Genomic DNA, 20,820 nt, shown 5'->3' on the forward strand with positions numbered 1-20,820 from the left:
ACCGGGCGGGGGCACCCGACCGCGCGCTCACCGCCTAAGGAGCCCCGCACGTGACCACCCCTGCGCAGCCCGCCGCCTCCCCCGCTCCCTGGTGGCGGACCGCCGCGATCTACCAGATCTATGTCCGCAGCTTCGCCGACGGCAACGGCGACGGTGTCGGCGACATCCGGGGCATCTCCGAGCGGCTGCCCTACCTGCGGGACCTCGGCGTGGACGCGGTGTGGCTGACCCCCTGGTATGTCTCGCCGATGGCCGACGCCGGCTACGACGTCGCCGACTACCGCGACATCGACCCGCTCTTCGGCGACCTCGCCGAGGCGGAGGCGCTGCTGGCGGCGGCCCACGCGCAGGGCCTGCGGGTGGTCGTGGACCTGGTGCCCAACCACTGCTCCGACCAACACCCCTGGTTCCGCGAGGCGTTGGCGGGCGGGCCGGGAGCGGCGGCGCGCGAGCTGTTCTGGTTCCTGCCGGGGCGCGGCCCCGAGGGAGAACTGCCGCCCAATGACTGGGTCTCCTACTTCGGCGGGCCCGCCTGGAGCAGGATCACCGAGCCCGACGGCAGCCCCGGCCCCTGGTACCTGCACATGTTCGCGCCGGAACAGCCCGACCTGAACTGGGAACACCCCCGGGTGCGGGCCGAGTTCGAGGACATACTCCGCTTCTGGCTGGACCGGGGCGCGGACGGCTTCCGGGTGGACGTCGCCCACGGCCTGGCGAAGAAGCCGGGCCTGCCCGACGTCGGCCCCGAGCCCGACGTGACGGACCTGCCCTACCAGGACGTCGCCGGCGTCCATCAGATCTACCGCGACTGGCGCCGGATCGTCGCCGGCTACCCGGGGGAACGGGTGCTCGTTGGCGAGGTGTGGCTGCCCTCGCCGGCCCAGTACGCCCGCTACCTGCGGCCCGACGAGCTGCACTCGGCGTTCAACTTCGACTTCCTGTGCGCCCCCTGGGAGCCGGCGGCGCTGCGCCGGGTGATCGACGAGACGTTCGCGGCCCACGAGCCGGTGGGCGCGCCGCCCACCTGGGTGCTCTCCAACCACGACACGATCCGCCATGTCACGCGCTACGGCCGCGCCGACACCTCGTTCGACATGGGCGACAAGCGGCTGGGCGACCCGAGCGACGAGCGGCTCGGCCGGCGGCGGGCCCGGGCGGCCGCGCTGCTGACCCTGGCGCTGCCGGGCGGCGTCTATGTCTACCAGGGCGACGAGTTGGGGCTGCCCGAGGTGCGGGACCTGCCGGACGAGGTCCTCCAGGACCCGACGTTCGTCCGCTCCGGCGGGGCCGACCGGGGGCGGGACGGCTGCCGGGTGCCGCTGCCGTGGGCGGCGGACGCGCCGGCGTTCGGCTTCTCGCCGCCGGACGCGCGGGCCACGCCGTGGCTGCCGCAGCCGGCGGGGTGGGGAGCGCTGGCGGTGGACGCCCAACGGGCGGACCCCGACTCGACGTTGTCCCTCTACCGGTCGGCGCTGGCGCTGCGGCGGGAGCGGCTGCGCGGGCTGCCGGAGACGCTGCGGTGGGTGGCCTCGGCCCCTGACGTGCTGTGCTTCGACCGGGTGGGGGCGCTGCGGTGCCTGGTCAACCTGGGCGAGGCGCCGGCGCCCCTGCCGGCCGGCGCCGAGGTGCTGCTGGCCAGCGGGCCGCTGACGACAACGGCGGACGGCGGGCGGGCCGTTCCGCCGGACACCGCCGTCTGGCTGGCGCCGGCCTGAGCGGGATTCCGGGACGCCGGCGAACCGGCGGGCGGCGCGCCGGGGTCAGGCGGGCGGCGCGCCGGGGTCAGGCCCAGCGAGCGGCGGACGCCGGTCTCCGGCGCGGTCTCGGCGAGGGCCCGCAGGATCGCGAGCGCCCGGGTCGTCGTCTCGACGGCCGCCGCGTGCCGCCCGCGCACGGTGTGTTCGTCCGCGAGGTCGGAGAGGATCGCGGCCCGCTGGTGCGTGATGTCGTCGGGCCGGAGGCGCGCGGGGTCCACGGCGTGGATCGGTCCGGCCGAGCACGCGGGCGCCGGCCGCGCCGCGCCCCGCCCAGGCCGCGCGACGTCATCCCGTTCCTCAACCTGGCGTGGGCGTTCCGATGAATGACGTAACCGCCGCACGTTCGGATGGACGTGTCGGTGGACGTGTCGATGGTCGGTGCGCGGTTCCGGGAAGGGACCGCGCCATCGCGGTCACAGTATGCGCGGCGGCGCGGGCGCAGCGTGCTGGTTCGGGGACGTCCCGCCCGCCCGGGCCGGTTCTCCTCGCGGGTGGACCGGGCGGGGCGGGCGGGGCGCCGTCAGCCGGGGGTCAGCAGGGCGGCCAACGCCTCGGCGGTCGCCGGGTGCTGGGCCACCAGGTCGGCTGCGGGGCCGGGCGCCGGGGCCTGCCCTTGGGCCGGCGCCCACTCCCCCGCCGCGCCGAGCAGCGCCGCCAACGCGTCGGTGGTGGCGGGGTGGTGGGCCAGCAGCTCGGCGGCGGGGCCCGCCGTCGGCGGGGCGGGCGGCGCGGCGGCCGGCCGTTCCTCCCAGGGCGGGACCAGGCCGTCCACGCCGGCCAGCGTGCCGGGGAACGTCCGGCCCGCCTCCCGCACCAGCAGCGGCAGCAGCTCGGCGGCCTCCTCCCGCAGCGTCATGATCAACCGGGGCAGCCAGGGCAGCAGCACCGCCTCCGGCAGCCGGGCGAACGCCCGCGACAGCTGCTCCACCACGAAGGGCGTGAGCGTCGGCACCGGGTCCAACGCCTGCACGAAGCCGCTGACATAGCGCGGGAACGCCGGCACCACCAGCGGGTTGGCCAGCAGCGCCGCGCAGCGCTCCCGGAGCCCGGGCAGCGGCAGCAGGTCCAGCCGGTGCTCGGCGGCCCACAGCAGGGCCGTCCGGTCGGGCTCGCTCGGGTGCGACTGCCGCACCGCCAGCTCCAGTTGGGTCCGGTCGCAGCCGAGGGAGACGGCGAAGCCCTCAAGACCGAAGAGGAAGCCCAGCATCGCGCCGACCTGCCGCGCCCCCACGGCCTCGTCGGTGAACGCCGAGGGCAGCAGGGTGCAGTAGTGGGCGTAGCCGGTGGTGACGAAGATCTTCGCCCAGTCGGGCGGCCCGGCCTCGGTGGTGCGGTAGTAGCCCAGCAGGCGGCGTATCCGGCGCAGCACCCGGGGCGCGTCGTCCACCGTGCGCTCGGCGGCCAGCAGCGCGACGGCGCGGGCGCCGAGGTCGTCGACCAGCCGGCCGGGGCCGAGGTAGAGCAGGGCCTCCTCGACCGCCTCCAGGGCGGTGGCCGCCGTGGCGTTCGGCTGCCGCACCGCGCGGCGCAGCCGCCGCTCCAGCACCTGCTCGACGGTGACGCCCTCGTAGCCGAGCTGGACCAGCGCCCGCTGCTCGCGGCCGAGCGCGAGGTCCCAGCTCTCCTGGATGGACCGCTCCCCGAGCGTGCGGTCGCCCATCACCGGCCTGACCACGTCGCCGAGCAGTCGGCGCAGCATCCACAGCACGTCCGAACAGGGCCGCAGCTCGGGGTGGTTGGCCAGGTCGAGCAGGGCGCGCTGCTGGGAGCGGGTGGTGAGGTTGAGGCCGAGCGGGGCCAGCCGGTCCAGCACGTCGCGGGCCAGCGGCGGCAGCGCGTCGTAGCCGACGGTGCCGATGCGGTCCCCGCCCAGCAGCATCGCGCAGAGCCGCCGCACGTCACGCTTGCCGGGCACGGTGTCCTTCTCGACGCAGGTGACCGCCGCGTCCTCGAAGTCGTAGGCCGTGGGCCTGGCCCGGCCGCGCATCCCGGCGAGCAGGACGGAGGTCTCGAAGACGGCGATGGCGTCGGCGGTGCTGGCCGCGTACCCGTTGCGGCGGGCGAGGCGGACCAGATCCACGCACCAGCCGCGCAGCTCGTCCTCGTCGAGGGCGTGCGGGACCGGCGGCCGGTCGAGGAACGGCGTCAGCCGGTCAGGGCCGGGCCCGCCGCTCGCCGCCGGGGCGCCGGCGGCGCGCCTCGCCGGCTGCCTGCCCTTCCCCTTGCTTCCGGGCCGCTGGTTGGTGAGCCGGAACGGGGTGAGCCGCTCCCCGGTCAGGGTCCGCGACCAGGTGGCCGCCGCCAGGGAGACGGCGCCGGGCGCGAGGCCGAACTGGGCCTCGATCGCCGAGTTGCTGGAGGGGATCAGCCCGTAGCGCCAGGCGGTCGCGGTGCGCGGCGGGATCGGGAACGGCTCGGCGCGCGAGGCCAACCCGAACTGCTCGACGCGGCTGGCCGCGTGGAAGGCGCCGCAGACGTGGAGGCACTCGGCCGGGTCGGCACCCGAGGCGGCCAGGTGCTCCCTGATCCGCGTCCACATGTAGCGCTCGCGGTCCTCGTCGACGGCGAGCCGGGACCGCCGCTCGGGGCGCAGCCGCCGGAAGAGGCTGCCGATCATCACCATGACCTGCCGGTAGGTCGGGTAGTCGGCGCCGGCCAGCGGCCGCTCCACATACTGGTCCCACCACTCGGACCAGTGCCGGACCTTCCCGTGGTGCAGCAGGAACGCCTCCAACTCGGCGAAGCCGGGGCGCAGTCGACCGACGCCGATGCCGAGGGCGTCCCCGTGGAGCGCGGCCTCGTCGGGCACCTCGCCCGCCTCGGCCGCCCGGGCCGTCCCGGAGGGCTCGCCGGCCTCGGACGGCTCGGCGTCCGGGGCGTTCCCGCGTTCGCGCCACTGGAGGACATGGTCGGCTGAGCGGTCCACCAGCACCAGCTCCACGCCCGGGGTGTCCAGGGCGTAGGCGATGGCCTGGTACTCGGCGGACGCCTCGGTCAGCGGCGCGACCACGCTCAGCGGCGCCCAGTCGGTGGGGAAGCCGTCCACCTCGGTGGCGAACGCCTGGAGCGCCACGGGGAGTTGGCAGTTGCGCAGCTCGTCGAGGAGCGGCGCGAGGTCCTCGGGCAGCTCCAGGTAGATCACCCGGGGGCGCTTCTCCGCCAGCCGCCGCGCCATGGCCAGCGCGGAGGCGGGCGAGTGGTGGCAGACCGGGAAGATCTCCAACTCCTCGGCCAGCGCCCGGTCCACGTCCTCGACCATGCCGGTCAGGATCTCGGGCACCGCGTCCCCGGGCCCGGCGAACGCCTCGGCCGCCTCCCGGAGGCGCTCGCGCAGCGCGCCGAGCCCCGCCGGGGCGTCGCCGGCGGCGTCCGCGTCGCCGGTGCCGGTGCTGATGACGGGGGCGCGGCTCATGACAGGGTCGCGATCGCCTCGCGGCCGCCGTCCAGGAAGTCCCGCCAGGGGCCGCCCTGTTCGCCCTCGCTGCGCGGCTCTATGACGCCGTGCCAGAACTTGTTGAGGATCGCCAGATCCTCCGGGCTGCGCCGGGCGAGCGAGCCGACCAGGGAGCCGGCGAGGGTGTGGGCGCCCAGCTCCTTCTCGCCGAAGAACTGGCTGTGCAGCACGGCGTCCTCCAGCACGCCGATCTGTTCGGCGGTGGAGAGGGCCGACTCCAGCCGTTCGTCGTCGCTGGCGGCGTTGGCCGACACCGCGCGCAGGTCGGCGAAGCTCTGGAGCAGGATGTCCAGCAGGGTGGGCGGCACCTCCACCTCGATCCGGTGGCGGCGCAGCAGCTCGGCGGTGCGGAAGCGGACGATCTCCGCCTCGGTGCGCTTGTTGGTGACCACCGGGACCCGCACGAAGTTGAACCGCCGCTTCAGCGCCGACGACAGGTCGTTGACGCCCCGGTCCCTGCTGTTGGCGGTGGCGATGATGGAGAACCCCGGCTGGGCGAAGACGGTGGCCTCGCCGCTGTCGCCGTCGAGTTCGGGGATGGAGACGTACTTCTCGGAGAGGATCGAGATCAACGCGTCCTGCACGTCGCTGGTGGCGCGCGTCAGCTCCTCGAAGCGGCCGATCACGCCGCGCTCCATCGCCGTCATGATGGGCGAGGGGATCAGCGCGTCGCGGGACTGGCCCTGGGCGATGACCTGGGCGACGTTCCACGAGTAGGTGATCTGGTCCTCGGTGGTGCCGGCGGTGCCCTGGACCACCAGCGTCGAGTTGCGGCAGATCGCGGCGGCGAGCAGCTCGGCGAGCCAGCTCTTGCCGGTGCCCGGGTCGCCGATCAGCAGCAGCCCCCGGTCGGAGGCGAGGGTGACGATGCTCCGCTCCACGAAGCTGCGGTCGCCGAACCACTTCTGCGGGATCTCGCGGTCCAGGCCGTCGGCCCGCTCGGAGCCGAGGATGAACAGGCGCACCATCTTCGGGCTGAGCCGCCAGGAGAACGGCTTGGGCGCGTCGTCGACGGACTCCAGCCAGTCCAGTTCATCGGCGTACTTGACCTCGGCGGGCGCGCGCAGCGGGGTGTCGGTCATGAGTTGTTCAGTCTCCTAGGCGAGGAAGTTCTTGAGTTCGAAGACGAGCTTGCGGATGTGGCCCGAGATGACGGGCGTGCCCTGCTCCTTGAGGCGCTGGCGGAACGTCGGGTTGACGCTGCCCCGGCCGGAGCTGTTGACCGAGCCGACGGGTATCAGCCTGGCCCCCGAGCGGTGCACCGACCTGAAGTCGTCCATGAGCGCCGGGTTGTCGTAGAAGTCGGAGATCCACACCAGCACCGTGTTCTCCGGGTCGGCGATCTTGGGCCGGGCCAGGGCCATGGCGGCCGTGCCGTCCGTTCCCCCGCCGAGGCGGGTGCGCAGCAGCACCTCGAACGGGTCGTGCACCCAGGGCGTGAGGTCCAACGCCCTGGTGTCGTAGGCGACCAGATGGACGTCCACCTTGGGCAGGCCGGCGAAGATCGAGGCCAGGATGGTGCAGTTGACCATCGAGTCCACCATCGAGCCGGACTGGTCGACGACCACCACCAGCCGGGCGGGCGTGGTGCGGCGGGCGGTGTGCCGGTAGTAGAGCCGGTCCACGTAGAGCCGCCGGTCCTCGGGGTTGTAGTGGGTGAGGTTCTTCCAGACGGTGCGTTGGATGTCGAGGTTGCGGAAGACCCGCTTGGGCGGCACCGAGCGGTCGATGGCGCCGACGCTGGTCTTCTCCACCTGGGTGCGCAGCACCTCGGCCACCTCGTCGACAAAGCGACGGATCAGGGCCTTGGCGCTGGCCAGGGCGACGCCCGAGAGGTTGTCCTTGTCGTGGAGGAGCTGCTCGATCAGCGACATGCTGGGGGTGAGCGCCCGGGCGCGGGCGGGGTCGGCGAGGACCTCGCGCAGCCGCATCCGCTTCACCAGGTCGCCCTCAAGTCTGGTCAGGTACCCGGACATCTCCCCCGGGTCCTGGCCGCCGCCCAGCGCCCTGCGGCACCAGTCGGCGTCCCGCTGCCAGTCGGACAGCTGGCCGGCCGTGACCGGCCCGGTGCCGGTGGCGAACGTGTTCAGCAGCAGCTTGGTGACCAGCACGGCCCGGCGCACCGGGTCCTCCTGGCCCTCCTCGCCGCCCAACCCGGCCAGCTCCTCGGCCAGTTCGGGGAAGCGCTGGACCAGGTTGTCCATCGAGAGGCCCGGGTCGAGCACGGCGGGCGGCAGCCCGACGTCCTCGGCGATGGCGACGCCGGCGCTCTCCAACGTCGGCTGCTCCTCGCCGTCGAAGAGGCGGGCCAGCAGCCGCCAGTAGAGGACCTGCCGTCGGTTCTCCGCCGCCCGGTCCCCGGGCGCGCCGGCCGTCGTTCCCGGGCCGGCCGTCGTTCCCGGGCCGGCCGTCGTTCCCGGGCCGGCGGTCGTCGTCTCCTGCTCCGTCTCGTTCATGCGCGGAGCAGCCGTCCCGCTCGTTCCCGCAGGGTCTCGACCGGGTCGCCCCATCTGGCCTCCGCCTTGGCGGCCTTGGGGTCGGTCGGGCCCTGGGTCCAGTCCCCGGTGTGCGCCTCGACCTGCTGGCGGCGCGCGGTGGCCCGCACCCCGAGCGGCCGCAGCGACCAGCCGCCGTCCTCCCAGCACAGCAGGCCCAGGCACGCCGTGGAGGCTTTCACCAGCTGCGGGGTCAACGGGCCTGCGGACGGCAGGTGTTCGAGGTCGAGCGGCAGCCGGTGGCCGTCGAGCGTGAGCACGCCGTCCCGCACCCGGTACCCCTCCAGCAGCACCGGCTCGGCGAGCTGCACCGGATGGCGCCGCAGCGGCGGCACCGCCGGCGCGAGCGCGCCCGCCAGCTGGGTCCGCGCGGTGACGAACGGGTCGGCGGGCTCGTCGAGCGCCACCCCTGACTCGTCCCAGACCAGCTCGCCGCCGGCCAGCAGCGGCAGGCCCGTCACGGTCAGCGCGCGGCGCTCGGCCAGGGCCCGCAGCAGCGCGGGAAACCCGCCCAGCAGCCGCCACAGCGTGGGCCCCGTCAGCGTCTCGACCTTGGCCGCGCCCACGCCCACCCGCACCAGCAGCGCCGGCTGCCCGCCGTCCCGCTCCAGCAGGGCGTGGACGAGCAGTTGAACGGCGGTGGGGTGCTCGTGCAGCTCGGCGCCCAGCGGCAGCAGCCGCCCGCTGACCTGGGCGGTCGGCCCGGCGGCCGCCTCGGCCGCGCCGGCGGCGCCCGGCTGGCAGAGCAGCACGGCGTTCGCCCACAGGTCGGCCCAGCGGCGGACGGGCAGCCGCTCCCAGGTGGACAGCGGGAGGCAGGCGCGCAGCTCGCCGGCGAGCCCGTCCAGCAGCACCGCGAGCCGGCGGGCGGCCGGCTCCGCCCACAGGGCGGTGAGCGCCTGGTCGAGGCCGCGCAGGCTGTCGTCGCCCAGGCCGCGCCAGCCGACCAGGGCCACCTCCCGCAGCCAGGAGCGGGCGCCGTCCAGCAGCCGCTCGCCGAGCGGCTCGCCGCCGCCCGGCTCCGCGCACTCCTCCCGTTCGCGCCCCAGCGCCTCGTCCAGCGCGGCGAGTTGGGCGTCGTGCACGGCGCCGAGCAGCGCCGCGCGGGCCGCCGCGAGCGCGGCCAGCCGCTCGTCGGAGACCGAGCCCGCCGCGATCTTCTCCACCGCCTCGGCCGCCACCGCGCCCAGCGGCGAGGCGGCGACGCGGCCGGCCAACGCGGCCAGCGCCGCCGACTGCTCCGGCGTCGGCCGGCCAAGTCCCGTGACCAGCGCCCGATCGAACCCGTCCACCGCGTCCAGCGCCTCGGCGACCCCGGCCGGCGCGGCGCCCAACAGCCTCTCCAACTGGATGCCCAGCATCAGCGCACCGCCCCCGTCGCCGGGAACCACCGCAGCTCGGGCAGTGGCGCCGTGCTCGCCGGGACCTCCAGATAGGCCAGGTGCCGCAGGAAGCGGCTGAAGACCTCGGCGGCCGGCCGGTCGCGGTTGATCCCGCCGCCGCGCAGTCGGGCCGTCAACTCGCCCTCGCCGGGCTCCACTCGGAGGAACCGCGCGACCCGCTCCTCCCCGTACTGGAGGACGGCCTCCTTCACCAGCGCCTCGACGTGCTTGCAGCCGCCGGGGCGAATCCCGCCGCAGGGCCGGTTGTTGTTGGTGCCGCAGCTGACGTCGTGGCTGCCGGCCTCGACCGCCGACACATAGACCCGCGCGATGTCCGAGCCGCTGGAGACCACCCCCTGCAACCGGCCGTCCACCAACTCGACGAACGGCACCTTCACCACCTTGCGCGGCCGCGCCGCCGGCACGACCCGCGCCGTGGGGCGCCGCTCCCATGCGGCCCGCTCCCCGTTCTCCACCCGTCTCCCCTTATCTCCCAGTGCTCCCGGAACGTCTCCCCAACAGCCCTGCGGGCAGCCGGAACCAGACTGGTCCTTGTCGGAAACCACCAGCCCAGGGGCCCTGTTGGGACCCTGGGTCGCGATCCGGGTAACAGCATGGACCACGCCACTGACAATCGCCGTCCCGCCCTCCCCACGGGCCGCTGGTACCGTCCGAGGCATGATCGCCGACGCCGCCCACGGCCCCTCGACCGACGAGCTGATCGACCGCGCCGCCGCCGTGCTCAACCCGCACCGCGTCGGCGACCGCCTCTTCGGCGACGTGGGCGCCGCGCTGCTGACGGCCGGCGGCAACGTCTACACGGGCGTGTGTGTCGACACCGGTTCCGGCACCGGTTTCTGCGCGGAAGCATCGGCGATCGGCGCGATGGTGACGGCCCGCGAGTACCGCATCGCCCGCGTCGTCGCCGTCTGGCGCGGCGAGGACGGCGCGCTGCGCGTCCTCCCGCCGTGCGGCCGCTGCCGCGAGTTCATCCGCCAGATCGACCCGGCCAACCTCGACACCGAGGTGGTTCTCGGCCGCGCGGAGACGCCACCGCTGCGGGACCTTCTCCCGTTCCACGCGTGGCCGCCGCCGCTGGACCCGCCGGGCCGCTCGGCCTGAACGCGCGCCGCGCCGACGGACCGGTCACTCGTCGGCGGTGGGCGTGGTGAGGGAGATCGCGCCCACCCGGAGGCGGCCGTCGCCGCTGTCGAAGTACACGCGGTCGCCGACGACGGCCGGGTCGGGGTTGCCGGTGGACAGGGCGGATCTCCGTCGGGGACTCGCCGGTGCGCGGGTCGGGGGCGTGCGGGGTGCCGGTGGCGAGGCCGCGAGGGACAGCGTCGCGAGCCGCTCGTGGCAGGCGTCGATGAGGTTGTGTTCTCGCTCTCGGCCGCGTACGCATCGGCGAAGCTGTCGTAGTCGTTGACGCGGCCCCGGGGCGCGGGCCCGGCGTGGTCCTCGGCGGTCGTCATGCCCCGGGTCTCCCCCGTGCCGTCGTTCGCCGCTGCCGGCGGGTGGCCCCCGCCGGCCCGTTCCCCCGGGGGAACGGGCCGGGCTCCCCGGAACGCTACGCCGCGCGGCCGTGGGCCACGCGGGAGCGGCGGGCCACGGAGTCGAGCATCACGGCGAGGGCCAGAACCAGCCCGGTGATGATGAACCGGAACGAGGAGTCGAGGTCGAGCAGCGTCAGCCCGTTGGATATGGACTGGATGACCAGGATGCCCAGCAGCGCGGCGAACGCGCTGCCCCGGCCGCCGAAGAGGCTGGTGCCGCCGATGACGGCGGCGGCGATCGCGTTGAGGTTGACGTCACCCGCGCCGGTGGACTGGTTGGCGGCGGCCAGGCGGGCCGCCGCGATCATGCCGCCGAGCGCGGCGAACGTGGAGCAGAGCACGAACACCGAGGTGTAGACCCGGCGCACGTTGATCCCCGCGCGCCGCGCGGCCTCGGCGTTGCCGCCGACGGCGAACACCGATCGGCCCCAACCGGTCCGGGTGAGCGCGTAGTTGAGGATGAGCACCAGGACCACGAAGCTGACGAAGAGCCAGCCGACGCCGCGCGCCCGGTTGAGGTACCAGACGGCGAAGCCGAGCCCCAGCAGCACGGTGACGCTGCGCGCCACCAGCAGCGTGGTGGAGCGGGCGGACAGGCCCGCCGCGCGGCGGGTCCTGGCCAGGCCGTAGCCGGTGGCGAAGAGCCAGCCGGCCGCGACCACCACCAGGACGTAACTCAACCACTCCGGCAGGAACGCGAGTTGCGCGAAGTGCACCAGCCCGGAGTCGAACGGGATGTTGATCGCGCCGGTGTCGCCCAGCAGCCACAGCTGGATGCCGAGGAAGCTGAGCAGCCCGGCCAGCGTCGCCACGAAGCTGGGCACGCCCAGCCGCGTCACCATCTGCGCGTACACGAAGCCGATCGCCGCCCCGGCGGCCAGCGCGGCGGCCATCGCCAGCGGCATCGGCCAGCCGTGCTTGACGAAGGTGACGGCGGTCAGCGCGGCGGAGAGCCCGCTGACGGAGCCCACCGAGAGGTCGATCTGGCCGACCAGCAGCACGCAGACCACGCCGAGCGCGATGATGCCGACGGAGGCGGACTCCATCAGCAGGTTGACCAGGTTGGCGCTGGAGAGGAAGACCGAGTTCAGCGACTGGAAGACCGTCCAGATGACGACCAGTCCGAGCACGATCGGCAGCGCGCCCAGATCGCCGGAGCGGACGCGCCCCCAGATCCCGGCGAGCGCGGCCTTCAGGCCCTCGCCGCGCCGCAGGCGTTCGTCCAGCAGGTCGAGCGGTGCGGCGGCGGCCTCCCTGACGTCGGCCATCACTCTTCTTCCTTTCGCTGACGTCGCTGACGCGACTGACGCCGCTGGTTGGCGCGTCGGGAGACCGCGTTGTCGCTGGCGCCGATCATGGCGGCGACGATCTCCTCCGTGGGGGCGTCGGCGTCGAACACCCCGTTGTTGCGGCCGAGTCGGAGGACGGCGACGCGGTCGGCGACGGCGCGGACGTCCTCCATGTTGTGGCTGATCATGATCACGCCCAGGCCACGGTCCCGGAGGCGTTCGATCAGATTGAGTACCTCGGCGGTCTGGGCCACGCCCAGGGCGGCCGTCGGCTCATCGAGAATGATCACCTTCGGGTCGCCCAGCAGGGAGCGGGCGATCGCCACGGTCTGGCGTTGGCCGCCGGAGAGCGAGGCGACGGGGACGCGGACGGTGGGGATCTTCGCGGACAGCTGGCGCAGCAGCTCCCAGGACCTGATCTCCATGGTGACCTCGTCGAGCCGGCCGCGCCGCACCTCCCGTCCCAGGAACAGGTTCTGGATGACGTTCAGGTTCTCGCACAGCGCCAGGTCCTGGAAGACGGTGGCGATGCCGAGGGCGTGCGCGTCGGCCGGGCTGGCGACGGTCACCTCGCGGTCGGCGAAGGTGACCGTGCCGGTGTCCGCGCGGTGCACCCCGGAGAGCACCTTGACCAGCGTGGACTTGCCGGCGCCGTTGTCGCCGACGATGGCGACGACCTCGCCGGCGGCGACGTCGAGGTCCACCTCGGTGAGCGCGGCGACCGCGCCGAAGTTCTTGCTGACGCCGCGCAGCGAGAGGATCGGCCGGGTCGGGGCCTGGGACGCGGCGGCGGCCGGAGCCGTCATCTCACTGCTCCCACTCGATGCCGGCCTCGGCGCAGGCGTCCGCGTACTCGGCGGTGCAGACGTCGGCCGCGCTCACCTGGTCGGACTCGGCGAGCACCTCGGGGAGGTTCTCCAGGGTGACCACGGTCGGCTCGAAGAGCTGGGCCGGGGTGTCGAACAGCTCGATCTCGCCCTCGGGGGTCTCGCCCTGCGCGAACTGCCAGGCGACCTCGGCGGCGGCCTCGGCGACGATCTTGATCGGCTTGGAGATGGTGTTGTACTGCTGCCCGGCGACGATGCGTTGGGCGGCGGCCACCTCGAAGTCGTTGCCGGTGACCGGCGGGATCGGGACGCCGGCGGCCTGGAACGCGGCGATCGCGCCGCCGCCGGTGCCGTCGTTGGCCGCGACCACGCCGGCGATGTCGTCCTCGAAGCGGTTGACCTGGGCGGCGACCCAGTCCTGGGCGTCCGCCGGCTGCCATCCGGGGGTGTCGAACTCGGCGAGCAGTTCGTAGCCGCTGTCGTCGATCGCGTTGTGGATGCCCTGCTTGATCAGCCCGGCGGCGGCGTCCGTGGGCGAGCCGTTGACCTGGAGCAGCCCGCCCTCGGCGCCGGTCTCGTCGAGGTGGTCGACGAGCGACTGGCCGATGGACTCGCCGATCGCCTCGTTGTCGAACGATATGTAGTAGTCGGCCGGGGTGCTGGAGATGGGCCGGTCGTAGGCGATGACCGGGACGCCCTGGGAGCGGGAGGCGTTGACGATGCTGGCGGCGGCGTCGGAGTCCACCGGGTCGATGACCAGCACGTCGGCGCCCTGGGCCAGCGCGGAGTTGGCCTGTTCCTGTTGGCGGGAGGCGTCGGCGTTGGCGTTCTGGTAGATGACGGAGCAGTCGGCGCACAGCTCCTTCATCCTGGCCTCGAAGAGCGGGGCGTCCCACAGTTCGTAGCGCGGGGAGGCGATGTCCGGCATCAGGAAGGCGATGGTGGCGCCGTCGCCACCACCGCCCGCGCCGTCGTTGGTGTCCTCCTCCGATGCGCAGGCGGTCGCCGTGGAGACGGCGAACGCGGCGGTCAGGGCCAGTGCGAGGATGCGTCGGCTCACGGTGTCTTCCTTAATCTACGGTTCGGACCGGCAGGGTGCGGTTCAGCGACAGCAGGGCGGCCGGGTGCGAGGCGTCGGCGGGCAGCCGGAGTTCGGTGACCGCGACGTTCTCCAGCCGGGGGAAGGTCCGCCGGTAGTGCGCCACCGGCAGACCCAGCAGGGAGCACAGCGCCAGGCGGAGCCCGGTGCTGTGCCCGACGACCAACACGGTGTGTCCGGGGAGGCGTTCGGCGACGGCGCGCAGCGCGGCGCTGACCCGCGCGGCGGCCTCGGCGGGCGGCTCGGCCCCGGGGAACGGGTGGGCCACGGGGTCGGCGACGAAGCGGCGCACCAGCTCCGGGTCGGCCTCGGCGCGGGTGCGGCCCTCCAGCTCGCCGAAGTCGACCTCGCGCAGCTCGGGCACGGTCAGCACCTCGACGCCCAGCGCCTCGGCGGCCGGCGTCGCGGTGCGCACGGCGCGGCGCAGCGGGGAGCTGACGACGGCGTCGACGCCGGCGGCGACCGCGCCGCGTGCCAGCGCCTCGACCTGCCGCAGGCCGCGTTCGGTGAGGTCGGGGTCGCTGCGGGAGCCGGCGTAGCGGTTCTCGGCGTGCCAGACGGTCTCGGCGTGCCGGGCCAACAGCAGCCGGGCCTTCGCCGCGGGCTCCGTTCCGCTGGTCATGACGCCTCCAGCACGGCCGGGTTGGCGCAGTGCAGCGGCGGCTCGCCGCGCAGCCAGCGGCCGGCCTCGGCGGCGACCATGGTGGCGGCGCGGCGGGCGGTGGCCCGGCTGGCGCCGGCCAGGTGCGGGCTGAGGACCACGTTGGGCGCGGAGCGCAGCGGGTGGCCGGCGGCCAGCGGCTCCTCGTCGTAGACGTCGAGCGCGGCGGCGAAGAGGTGGCCTGCGGCGAGCGACTCGGCGAGCGCGCCGTAGTCGAGGAGGCCGCCGCGCGCGCAGTTGACGAGGACGGAGCCCTCCGGCATGGCGGCGAGTTCGTCCGCGCCGATCAACCCGGCGGTCTCCTCGGTGAGTCGGGCGTGCAGCGAGACCACGGAGGAGGAGGCCAGCAGCTCGGGCAGCGAGACCAGGCGGGCGCCGGCCGGCAGCGCGGCCGGGTCGGCGTAGGGGTCGGCGACCAGCACGGTGGCGCCGAGCGCCAGCAGCGCCCTGGCGACCCGGGTGCCGATGGCGCCGCCGCCGACCAGGCCGACGGTGGAGCCGGCGATCTCCAGGCCGGTGGCCTGGTAGGCGTAGAAGCCGCTGTCCCAGCGGCCGGCGCGCATACTCTCCTGCGCCTGCGGGACGCGGCGCATCGCGGCGAGCATCAGCGCGAGGGTGTGCTCGGCGGTCGCCTCGGCGTTGCGCCCCGGCGCGAACGTGACGCGCACGCCGTGCTCGGTGGCGGCGGCGAGGTTGGCGTTGACGGGGCCGCCCCGGGAGACCGCGAACAGCTCAAGATCAGGGCAGGCGGCCAGCACCCGTTCGGTCAGCGGCGCCATCTGCGTCAGGCAGACCCGCGCCCCGGCGAGCGCCTCGATCATCGCCTCCTCGCTGCCCGAGGCCTCGTCCACCTCGGCGACCTTGCCGAACGGGACGTGCGGCCAGGACAGTTCGAGTTCGCGCACCTCCCAGGCGGACGGGCCGCTCTGCGCGTGGAGGGCCTCGACCAGCAGCCGGTTGAGCACGAAGTCGTCGCCGGCGAGCAGGACGGGGATCGGTTCGTTCACGGTCTGTTCGTTTCCTTTCGGCCCGCCGTGGGGCCCGGTGGGTGGGGTCGGCATCAGATGGCCCCCTCGGCGAGGGCGGGGTCGAGCCAGCCTCGGCCGGCGAGTTCCTCGACGAAGGCGCGGTAGCCGGGCAGCAGGGCCTCGGTGCGCGTGGGGTCGGGCGTCAGGGCGCGGCGGACGCTGACGAGTTGGCGGGCCGCCGCCGGGATGTCGCCGCCGATCGAGCCGGCCGCCAACACGGCCATGCCGAGGGCCGGTTCGGGGTTGACGGGCAGCCAGACGGGGACGCCGAGCATGTCGCAGCGGAGCTGGTTCCACCAGTCGTTGCGGGCGGCGCCGCCGGTGAACGCGACGGGTCCGCCGACGTCGCAGCCGGCGCGGGCCAGCAGCGCGAAGGAGAGCCGCTCGATGTGGGCGACGCCGGTGAGGACGGCGGCGAACGCGGCGGCCGGGTCGTCGCCGACGGCCAGTGGGCCCTCACCGAGGAAGCCGCGCGCCTGCGGGGCGACGAACGGGAACCGTTCCCCCTGCCCGACCAGCGGATAGCAGACCGGCACGTCGGCCACGTCGGCGGCGGCCTCGGTCAGTTGGGCCAGGGCCGCCTGGTCGGCGTCGGGGAAGAGCGCGCGCACCGCGCCGGCGCCGGTGGAGGAGGCGCCGCCGGGCAGCCAGCGGTCGCCGTGCGGGGCGCGGTGCGAGTAGACGGCGCCGGTGGGGTCGCGGGGCAGCCTGGCGCTGACGCCCTTGAGGGCGAGGGTGGTGCCCAGCACCGTGTTCCACTGGCCGATCTCCAGGGCGCCGGCGGCGAGTTGGGCGGCGCAGCCGTCGGTCATGCCGGCGACCACGGGGGTGCCGGCGGGCAGCCCGGTGGCGCGGGCGGCGGCCTCGCTCACGGCGCCCAGGACGGTGCCGGGGCGGACCACCTCGGGCAGGGTCGCGGGGTCGAGGCGGAGCCGGTCCAGCACCTCGCGCGGCCAGCGGGAGGCGAGCAGGTCGTAGCCGGTCTTCAGGGCGTGGCTGGAGTCGCTGGCGACCGGGTGGCCGACGAGGGCGGCGGCGACCACGTCGGGCTGGTGGGCCAGCCGCGCCTCGCCGTCGAGCAGGCCGCGTTCGCGCCACCACAGCAGCTTGGGCAGCGCCCAGGCCGGCTGCATCCGGTAGCCGAGGGTGGTCCACAGCTCGGCGCCGGCCCGCTGGGCGGGGGCGGCGAGTTCGGCGGCGCGGGTGTCGTCGTACATCACGCCGGGGGTGCGGGGGGTGCCGTCGGGGTCGGTGAGCAGCACGGTGCCGGAGGTGGCGCAGACGGCGAGGGCGCCGACGGGGCGTCCGGCGAGCGCCTCGGAGACCTCGGCGAGGGCCTCGGCGGTCAGCCGCCACCAGTCCGCCGGGTCCTGCTCGTGCCGGGGCCCGTCGCGCCGGCCGGTCAACGGGCGGGCGGCGGCGGCGCGTTGGCGGCCGGTCGCGTCGACGGCCAGCGCGCGGACGCTCTGGGTGCCGAGGTCGACGCCGATCCACACGGGCTCAGCCATGGTCCCGCCAACCGGCCCAGCGGGTCGCCGCCAGTTCCCTGGTGGCGAGGAACTCGGCGTGCTGGGCCTCGTGGAACGCGCGGGTGGCGGGGTCGGGTTCGCGGCGGGCGCTCGGCCTGACCAGGGCGCGGGCGGCGGCGGTGAGGTCGGGGTGGTCGCCGAGGAGGGTGGTGGCGAAGAGCAGCGCGCCCTTGGCGCCGACCTGGCTGTCCTCGGTGCGGACGGCGGGCACGCCGGTGATGTCGGCGATGAGTTGGCACCACAGGTCGCTGGCGGCGCCGCCGCCGCACAGGCCGAGTTCGACGGGGCGGTGCGGGGCGGCGTCGAGGCAGTCCCTGATGACGTGGGCGAGCCCTTCGAGGACGGCCCTGGCCAGGTGTTCCCTGCCGTGGGTGAAGCGCGTGCCGGTGACCAGTCCGCTGGCGGCCGGGTCGAGGAACGGGGCGCGTTCGCCGGCCGGGGAGAGGTAGGGCAGCACCCGCAGCCCCTCGGCGCCCGGGGCGACGCGGGCGGCGAGTTCGGTCAGCTCGCCGTGGTCGCGCAGGCCGAGGAGGGCGACGAGCCAGTCGAGCACGCCGGTGCCGGCCAGCGTGGGGAAGGCCCGGACCAGTCGGCCCGGCACGCCGAAGTCCAGGGTGAGGCCGGCGGGTTGGCCCCCGGTGTCGGGGCGCTCGATCAGCACCTCGGTGCACAGGGTGGTGCCCAGCACGCACGTCGCCTGGCCCGGCTCGGTGGCGCCGACGCCGAGCGCGGTGGAGACGATGTCGTAGGGGGCCAGGACCACGGGGGTGCCGGCGGGCAGGCCGAGCCGCTCGGCGGCCTCCGCCGTGACCTCGGCGACCCGGCTCCCGCCGGTGAGCAACGGGGGCAGCAGCCGGCGGTGTTGGGCCAGCCCGTAGGCGTCGACGAGGTCGTCGGAGTAGGCGCCGGCGTGGATGTCCAGCCAGGGCGCGGACGCCTCGGAGGGGTCGATACCCAACACGCCGGTCAGGCGCAGGAAGAGCCAGCCGCCGCAGGTGAGCACGGAGTGCGCGGCGTCCAGCGCCTCGGGCTCCTCGACGGCGAGGTGGCGCAGCACCGCGTTGGGCAGGCCGGCGTTGGTGAGCGATCCGTTGACCCGGTAGGCGCGTTCCAGCACGCCGTCCTCGGCCCAGCGGGTGACGATGTCGGCGGCGCGGCCGTCGTTCCACAGCACGGCGGGGCGGACCGGGCGGTGGGCGGCGTCGACGAGCCAGGCGCCGTCGCCCTGGGCGGTCAGCGCGAGGAACCGCACGGGGGCGCCGGCGCGTTGGACCGCCTCGCGCACGGTTTCGACGACCGCGTGCCAGACCTCGTCCATGTCCTGCTCGGCGCGCTCGCGCCGGGGGCGGGCGACGGCGGTGTCCCGCCGGGTCACCACGCGTTCTCGTCCGTCGGCGTCGAAGGCCACCGCCTTGATCACGGTGGTGCCCGCGTCCACGCACACCGCGACCGGTCCGTCCGACATCACCGTCTCGTGCCCCTTCCGTGGTGGCTCCCGCATCCCGCCCGGTTCCCGGATCGTTCCGTCCCGGCCCGAGCCAGAAGTGAGGCGTATTACAGGCAGGGCTCCAGAATTTCGCAACTTTTAACATTGATCTTGGTCGCGATCGGGGACCGGCTCGCGTCCGGGATCGCGAAAACCCAGGTCGAGGGGCATGGTGGGAGATCTACCCCGGTGGGCTCACCGGATTAACTTCACATGACTTAGCAGTGCACGGTCGGCGCCGCCGCCCCGGACGCGCTCCGCGGTTCAGGCGCGCACCACGTCGACCCGGGCGCCGCGCGCCCGCAGCCCACGAACCGTCAGGACGTCCGTCCCGTCGTCCACCACCACCCGGTCCAGGTCGGCTATGCCGACCAGCCGGTGCTGGGCGCGACGGTCGAACTTGGTGTGGTCGATCATCGCGACCGTGCGGCCGGCCGAGGCGATCAGCGCCCGCCGGGTGATCATCGTGCCGAGCGACTGGAGGTAGCAGAAGCCGTCGGCGACCGCCGTGGTGGACAGGAAGAGCACGTCGGGCCGCAGCTCGGAGGCGGCCTCGGCGGTGGCCCGGCCCAGGAACGAGTCGTAGGCCGCGTCGTAGCGCCCGCCCAGCCCGATCAGCTCGATGCCCGGCTGGGCGGCCAACGCCCGTATCACCGGCAGGAAGTGGGTGACCACGGTCAACGGCGCCCGCTGCGGCAGCAGCCTGGCCAGCACCAGCGAGGTGGTCGAGTCGTCCAGGGCGACGACCTGCCCGGACTCCACCTCGGTCGCCAACACCTCGTGCGCGATGGCCGACTTGGCCTCGACCTGGGCCTGCATCCGGTGTTCCAGGTCGCCGTGGAAGGTGGTGGTCGGCGCGCTGGTCGCCCCGCCGCGCACCTTGTGGAGGAAGCCGCGCTTCTCCAACTCGTCCAGATCCCGGTGGACGGTCATGATGCTGACGCCGAACTCCTTGGCCAACTCGTCCACCCGGACGAACCCGGCCTCCGCCACCCGCCGGCGCATCGCCACCCGGCGCAGCTCGGGATTGCGACGGGCACCCTCGGCGGCAAAGGGATCACTGACCACCTCCCCAGCATCGCACGCCGTCTTGAACGCACCGGCCGCCACCAGCGCCTGAACACCCACAGTGACAGTGCGATGACTTATGGTGTGCGACAGGGCGGCGACCAGGAGGTCGAGCGCCGATCGCCGGATCATCGATCCACCGGAGCACAAGGGGGCATCATGCGCGCCGTCGTCATGGAGAGGTTCGGAGGACCCGAGGTGCTGCGGGTGACGCGGGTGCCCGAGCCCCGGCCGAGCCCGACACACGAGCTTGTCGAGGTCACCCGCGCCGGGGTGAACTGGACGGACGTGCACGCCCGGGTCAACTCCCCGCTCGCGCCCGTGGAGTTGCCGCACGTCCCCGGCACGGAGGTGGTCGGCAGGACGCCCGATGGCCGACGGGTCGTCGGCCTCACCCTCGGCGGCGGCTACGCGGAGCTGGCGCTGGTGGACCGCCGGATGACCTGGGAGGTGCCGGACGACATCAGCGACGACGAGGCCATGCCGCTGCCGCTCCAGGGGCAGGCCGCCTGGCACCTGCTCTTCACGGTGGCCCGACTCCGCGCCGGGCAGCGGGTGTTGGTGCCGGCGGCGGCCGGCGCGCTGGGCTCGATGGCGGTACAGCTGGCGGCGGAGGCCGGGGCCCGGGTGGTCGCGCTGGCCAGCACCGAGGAGCGGCGGCAGCTGGCGCTCTCGCTGGGCGCTGAGGTCGCGGTGGACTCCGCCGCCGAGGGGCTGGCCGAGCGGGTGCGCGACGCGGCGGGCGGCCCGGTGGAGGTGGCGCTGGAGATGACGGGCGGCCCGGTGCTGCACGAGACGATCGCGGCGCTGGCGCCGCGCGGGCGGCTGGTGATCTACGGCTGCGTCGGCGGGGTGCCGACGGACCTGCCGACGCGCGCCCTGATGGAGCGTTCGGTCACGGTCTCCACGTTCTGGCTGCCGCATCTGAGGGAGGCGGGGGACGCCCTGCCGACCAGCATGGCGGGCCTCTTCGAGGCGGTGCGCCGGGGCATCCTGCGCCCGATGAACGGCGGGGTCTACCCGCTGGCCGAGGCCGCCGCCGCCCACCGGGCGCTGACCGCCCGCACCCACCTCGGCAAGTTGGCCCTCGACCCGTCCCGTTGACGCGTGGCGGCACCCGACCGTCGCCCACCCCCTGTGGGAGACGGCCGGATTGGGCTATGACTGGAGCGGTGTAGACCATGACCGT

16 protein-coding genes are annotated in these 20,820 nt (G+C 74.6%); 3 read left to right on the forward strand and 13 right to left on the reverse strand.

All coding sequences use genetic code 11. From position 1 onward, the window contains the following. The first annotated feature begins 50 nt into the window (after positions 1-50). Positions 51-1,715: a glycoside hydrolase family 13 protein gene (locus EBN88_RS04845; protein ID WP_122182543.1), complete on the forward strand. Its 1,665-nt coding sequence runs from the start codon at positions 51-53 to the stop codon at positions 1,713-1,715. Positions 1,716-2,277: 562 nt separating this feature from the next. Here the strand turns inward: EBN88_RS04845 and EBN88_RS04850 are convergent. From EBN88_RS04850 to EBN88_RS04870, 5 genes are read right to left on the reverse strand one after another with little or no spacing between them, the layout of a single operon-like run. Beyond that, positions 2,278-5,169, reverse strand: coding sequence for a DUF5682 family protein (locus EBN88_RS04850; protein ID WP_122182544.1), 2,892 nt, complete (start codon positions 5,167-5,169; stop codon positions 2,278-2,280). Next, entirely contained in the window at positions 5,166-6,293 is a 1,128-nt protein-coding gene (locus EBN88_RS04855) for an ATP-binding protein (RefSeq protein WP_122182545.1), read from the reverse strand. Before EBN88_RS04855 ends, EBN88_RS04850 begins: the two co-directional genes overlap by 4 nt. Before the next feature lie 15 nt (positions 6,294-6,308). After that, positions 6,309-7,667 (reverse strand): VWA domain-containing protein, encoded by a 1,359-nt coding sequence (locus EBN88_RS04860; RefSeq protein WP_122182546.1) that lies wholly within the window; start codon positions 7,665-7,667, stop codon positions 6,309-6,311. Then, complete coding sequence (locus EBN88_RS04865) at positions 7,664-9,067, reverse strand: hypothetical protein (protein ID WP_147472643.1); 1,404 nt, start codon at positions 9,065-9,067, stop codon at positions 7,664-7,666. Before EBN88_RS04865 ends, EBN88_RS04860 begins: the two co-directional genes overlap by 4 nt. After that, entirely contained in the window at positions 9,067-9,564 is a 498-nt protein-coding gene (locus EBN88_RS04870) for a hypothetical protein (protein WP_122182548.1), read from the reverse strand. The genes EBN88_RS04865 and EBN88_RS04870 overlap by 1 nt, the downstream gene beginning before the upstream one ends. A gap of 202 nt (positions 9,565-9,766) precedes the next feature. On the opposite strand from EBN88_RS04870, the gene EBN88_RS04875 reads away from it, so the two are divergent. After that, positions 9,767-10,210, forward strand: coding sequence for a cytidine deaminase family protein (locus EBN88_RS04875; RefSeq protein ID WP_122182549.1), 444 nt, complete (start codon positions 9,767-9,769; stop codon positions 10,208-10,210). 448 nt (positions 10,211-10,658) lie between these two features. On the opposite strand, the gene EBN88_RS04880 is transcribed toward EBN88_RS04875, so the two are convergent. The 8 genes from EBN88_RS04880 to EBN88_RS04915 form a co-directional block, all read right to left on the reverse strand. After that, on the reverse strand, positions 10,659-11,912 hold the full coding sequence (locus tag EBN88_RS04880) for a sugar ABC transporter permease (RefSeq protein WP_122182550.1): 1,254 nt from the start codon (positions 11,910-11,912) through the stop codon (positions 10,659-10,661). Further along, positions 11,912-12,739: an ATP-binding cassette domain-containing protein gene (locus EBN88_RS04885; protein WP_122182551.1), complete on the reverse strand. Its 828-nt coding sequence runs from the start codon at positions 12,737-12,739 to the stop codon at positions 11,912-11,914. The genes EBN88_RS04880 and EBN88_RS04885 overlap by 1 nt, the downstream gene beginning before the upstream one ends. 1 nt (position 12,740) lies before the next feature. Beyond that, positions 12,741-13,820 (reverse strand): substrate-binding domain-containing protein, encoded by a 1,080-nt coding sequence (locus EBN88_RS04890; protein ID WP_233580464.1) that lies wholly within the window; start codon positions 13,818-13,820, stop codon positions 12,741-12,743. Between the two features lie 10 nt (positions 13,821-13,830). Beyond that, positions 13,831-14,481 carry a histidine phosphatase family protein gene (locus EBN88_RS04895; RefSeq protein WP_122182552.1) on the reverse strand — a complete coding sequence of 217 codons (651 nt, stop codon included), beginning with the start codon at positions 14,479-14,481 and terminating at the stop codon, positions 13,831-13,833. Continuing rightward, on the reverse strand, positions 14,478-15,527 hold the full coding sequence (locus EBN88_RS04900) for a 2-hydroxyacid dehydrogenase (protein WP_233580465.1): 1,050 nt from the start codon (positions 15,525-15,527) through the stop codon (positions 14,478-14,480). The genes EBN88_RS04895 and EBN88_RS04900 overlap by 4 nt, the downstream gene beginning before the upstream one ends. A gap of 53 nt (positions 15,528-15,580) precedes the next feature. Continuing rightward, positions 15,581-17,056: an FGGY-family carbohydrate kinase gene (locus tag EBN88_RS04905; protein ID WP_199742254.1), complete on the reverse strand. Its 1,476-nt coding sequence runs from the start codon at positions 17,054-17,056 to the stop codon at positions 15,581-15,583. Beyond that, positions 17,049-18,542: an FGGY-family carbohydrate kinase gene (locus EBN88_RS04910; protein ID WP_122182554.1), complete on the reverse strand. Its 1,494-nt coding sequence runs from the start codon at positions 18,540-18,542 to the stop codon at positions 17,049-17,051. Before EBN88_RS04910 ends, EBN88_RS04905 begins: the two co-directional genes overlap by 8 nt. A gap of 285 nt (positions 18,543-18,827) precedes the next feature. Further along, positions 18,828-19,631, reverse strand: coding sequence for a DeoR/GlpR family DNA-binding transcription regulator (locus EBN88_RS04915; RefSeq protein ID WP_199742255.1), 804 nt, complete (start codon positions 19,629-19,631; stop codon positions 18,828-18,830). A 159-nt stretch (positions 19,632-19,790) separates the two neighbouring features. Here EBN88_RS04915 and EBN88_RS04920 point away from each other — a divergent pair, with 159 nt between their 5' ends. Continuing rightward, positions 19,791-20,735, forward strand: coding sequence for a quinone oxidoreductase family protein (locus tag EBN88_RS04920; RefSeq protein WP_122182555.1), 945 nt, complete (start codon positions 19,791-19,793; stop codon positions 20,733-20,735). Positions 20,736-20,820 lie beyond the last annotated feature (85 nt).

This window comes from Streptomyces triticirhizae, assembly GCF_003696235.1.
In the GTDB taxonomy this organism is placed as follows: Bacteria; Actinomycetota; Actinomycetes; order Streptomycetales; family Streptomycetaceae; genus Streptomyces; species Streptomyces triticirhizae.

Excerpts from the sequence above, each read along its gene's own strand:
- EBN88_RS04875 (WP_122182549.1), top strand. The coding sequence starts at position 9,767 with ATGATCGCCGACGCCGCCCACGGCCCCTCGACCGACGAGCTGATCGAC.
- EBN88_RS04860 (WP_122182546.1), bottom strand. The coding sequence starts at position 7,667 with ATGAACGAGACGGAGCAGGAGACGACGACCGCCGGCCCGGGAACGACG.
- EBN88_RS04850 (WP_122182544.1), bottom strand. The coding sequence starts at position 5,169 with ATGAGCCGCGCCCCCGTCATCAGCACCGGCACCGGCGACGCGGACGCC.
- EBN88_RS04895 (WP_122182552.1), bottom strand. The coding sequence starts at position 14,481 with ATGACCAGCGGAACGGAGCCCGCGGCGAAGGCCCGGCTGCTGTTGGCC.
- EBN88_RS04880 (WP_122182550.1), bottom strand. The coding sequence starts at position 11,912 with ATGGCCGACGTCAGGGAGGCCGCCGCCGCACCGCTCGACCTGCTGGAC.
- EBN88_RS04865 (WP_147472643.1), bottom strand. The coding sequence starts at position 9,067 with ATGCTGGGCATCCAGTTGGAGAGGCTGTTGGGCGCCGCGCCGGCCGGG.
- EBN88_RS04885 (WP_122182551.1), bottom strand. The coding sequence starts at position 12,739 with ATGACGGCTCCGGCCGCCGCCGCGTCCCAGGCCCCGACCCGGCCGATC.
- EBN88_RS04855 (WP_122182545.1), bottom strand. The coding sequence starts at position 6,293 with ATGACCGACACCCCGCTGCGCGCGCCCGCCGAGGTCAAGTACGCCGAT.
- EBN88_RS04905 (WP_199742254.1), bottom strand. The coding sequence starts at position 17,056 with ATGGCTGAGCCCGTGTGGATCGGCGTCGACCTCGGCACCCAGAGCGTC.
- EBN88_RS04910 (WP_122182554.1), bottom strand. The coding sequence starts at position 18,542 with ATGTCGGACGGACCGGTCGCGGTGTGCGTGGACGCGGGCACCACCGTG.
- EBN88_RS04920 (WP_122182555.1), top strand. The coding sequence starts at position 19,791 with ATGCGCGCCGTCGTCATGGAGAGGTTCGGAGGACCCGAGGTGCTGCGG.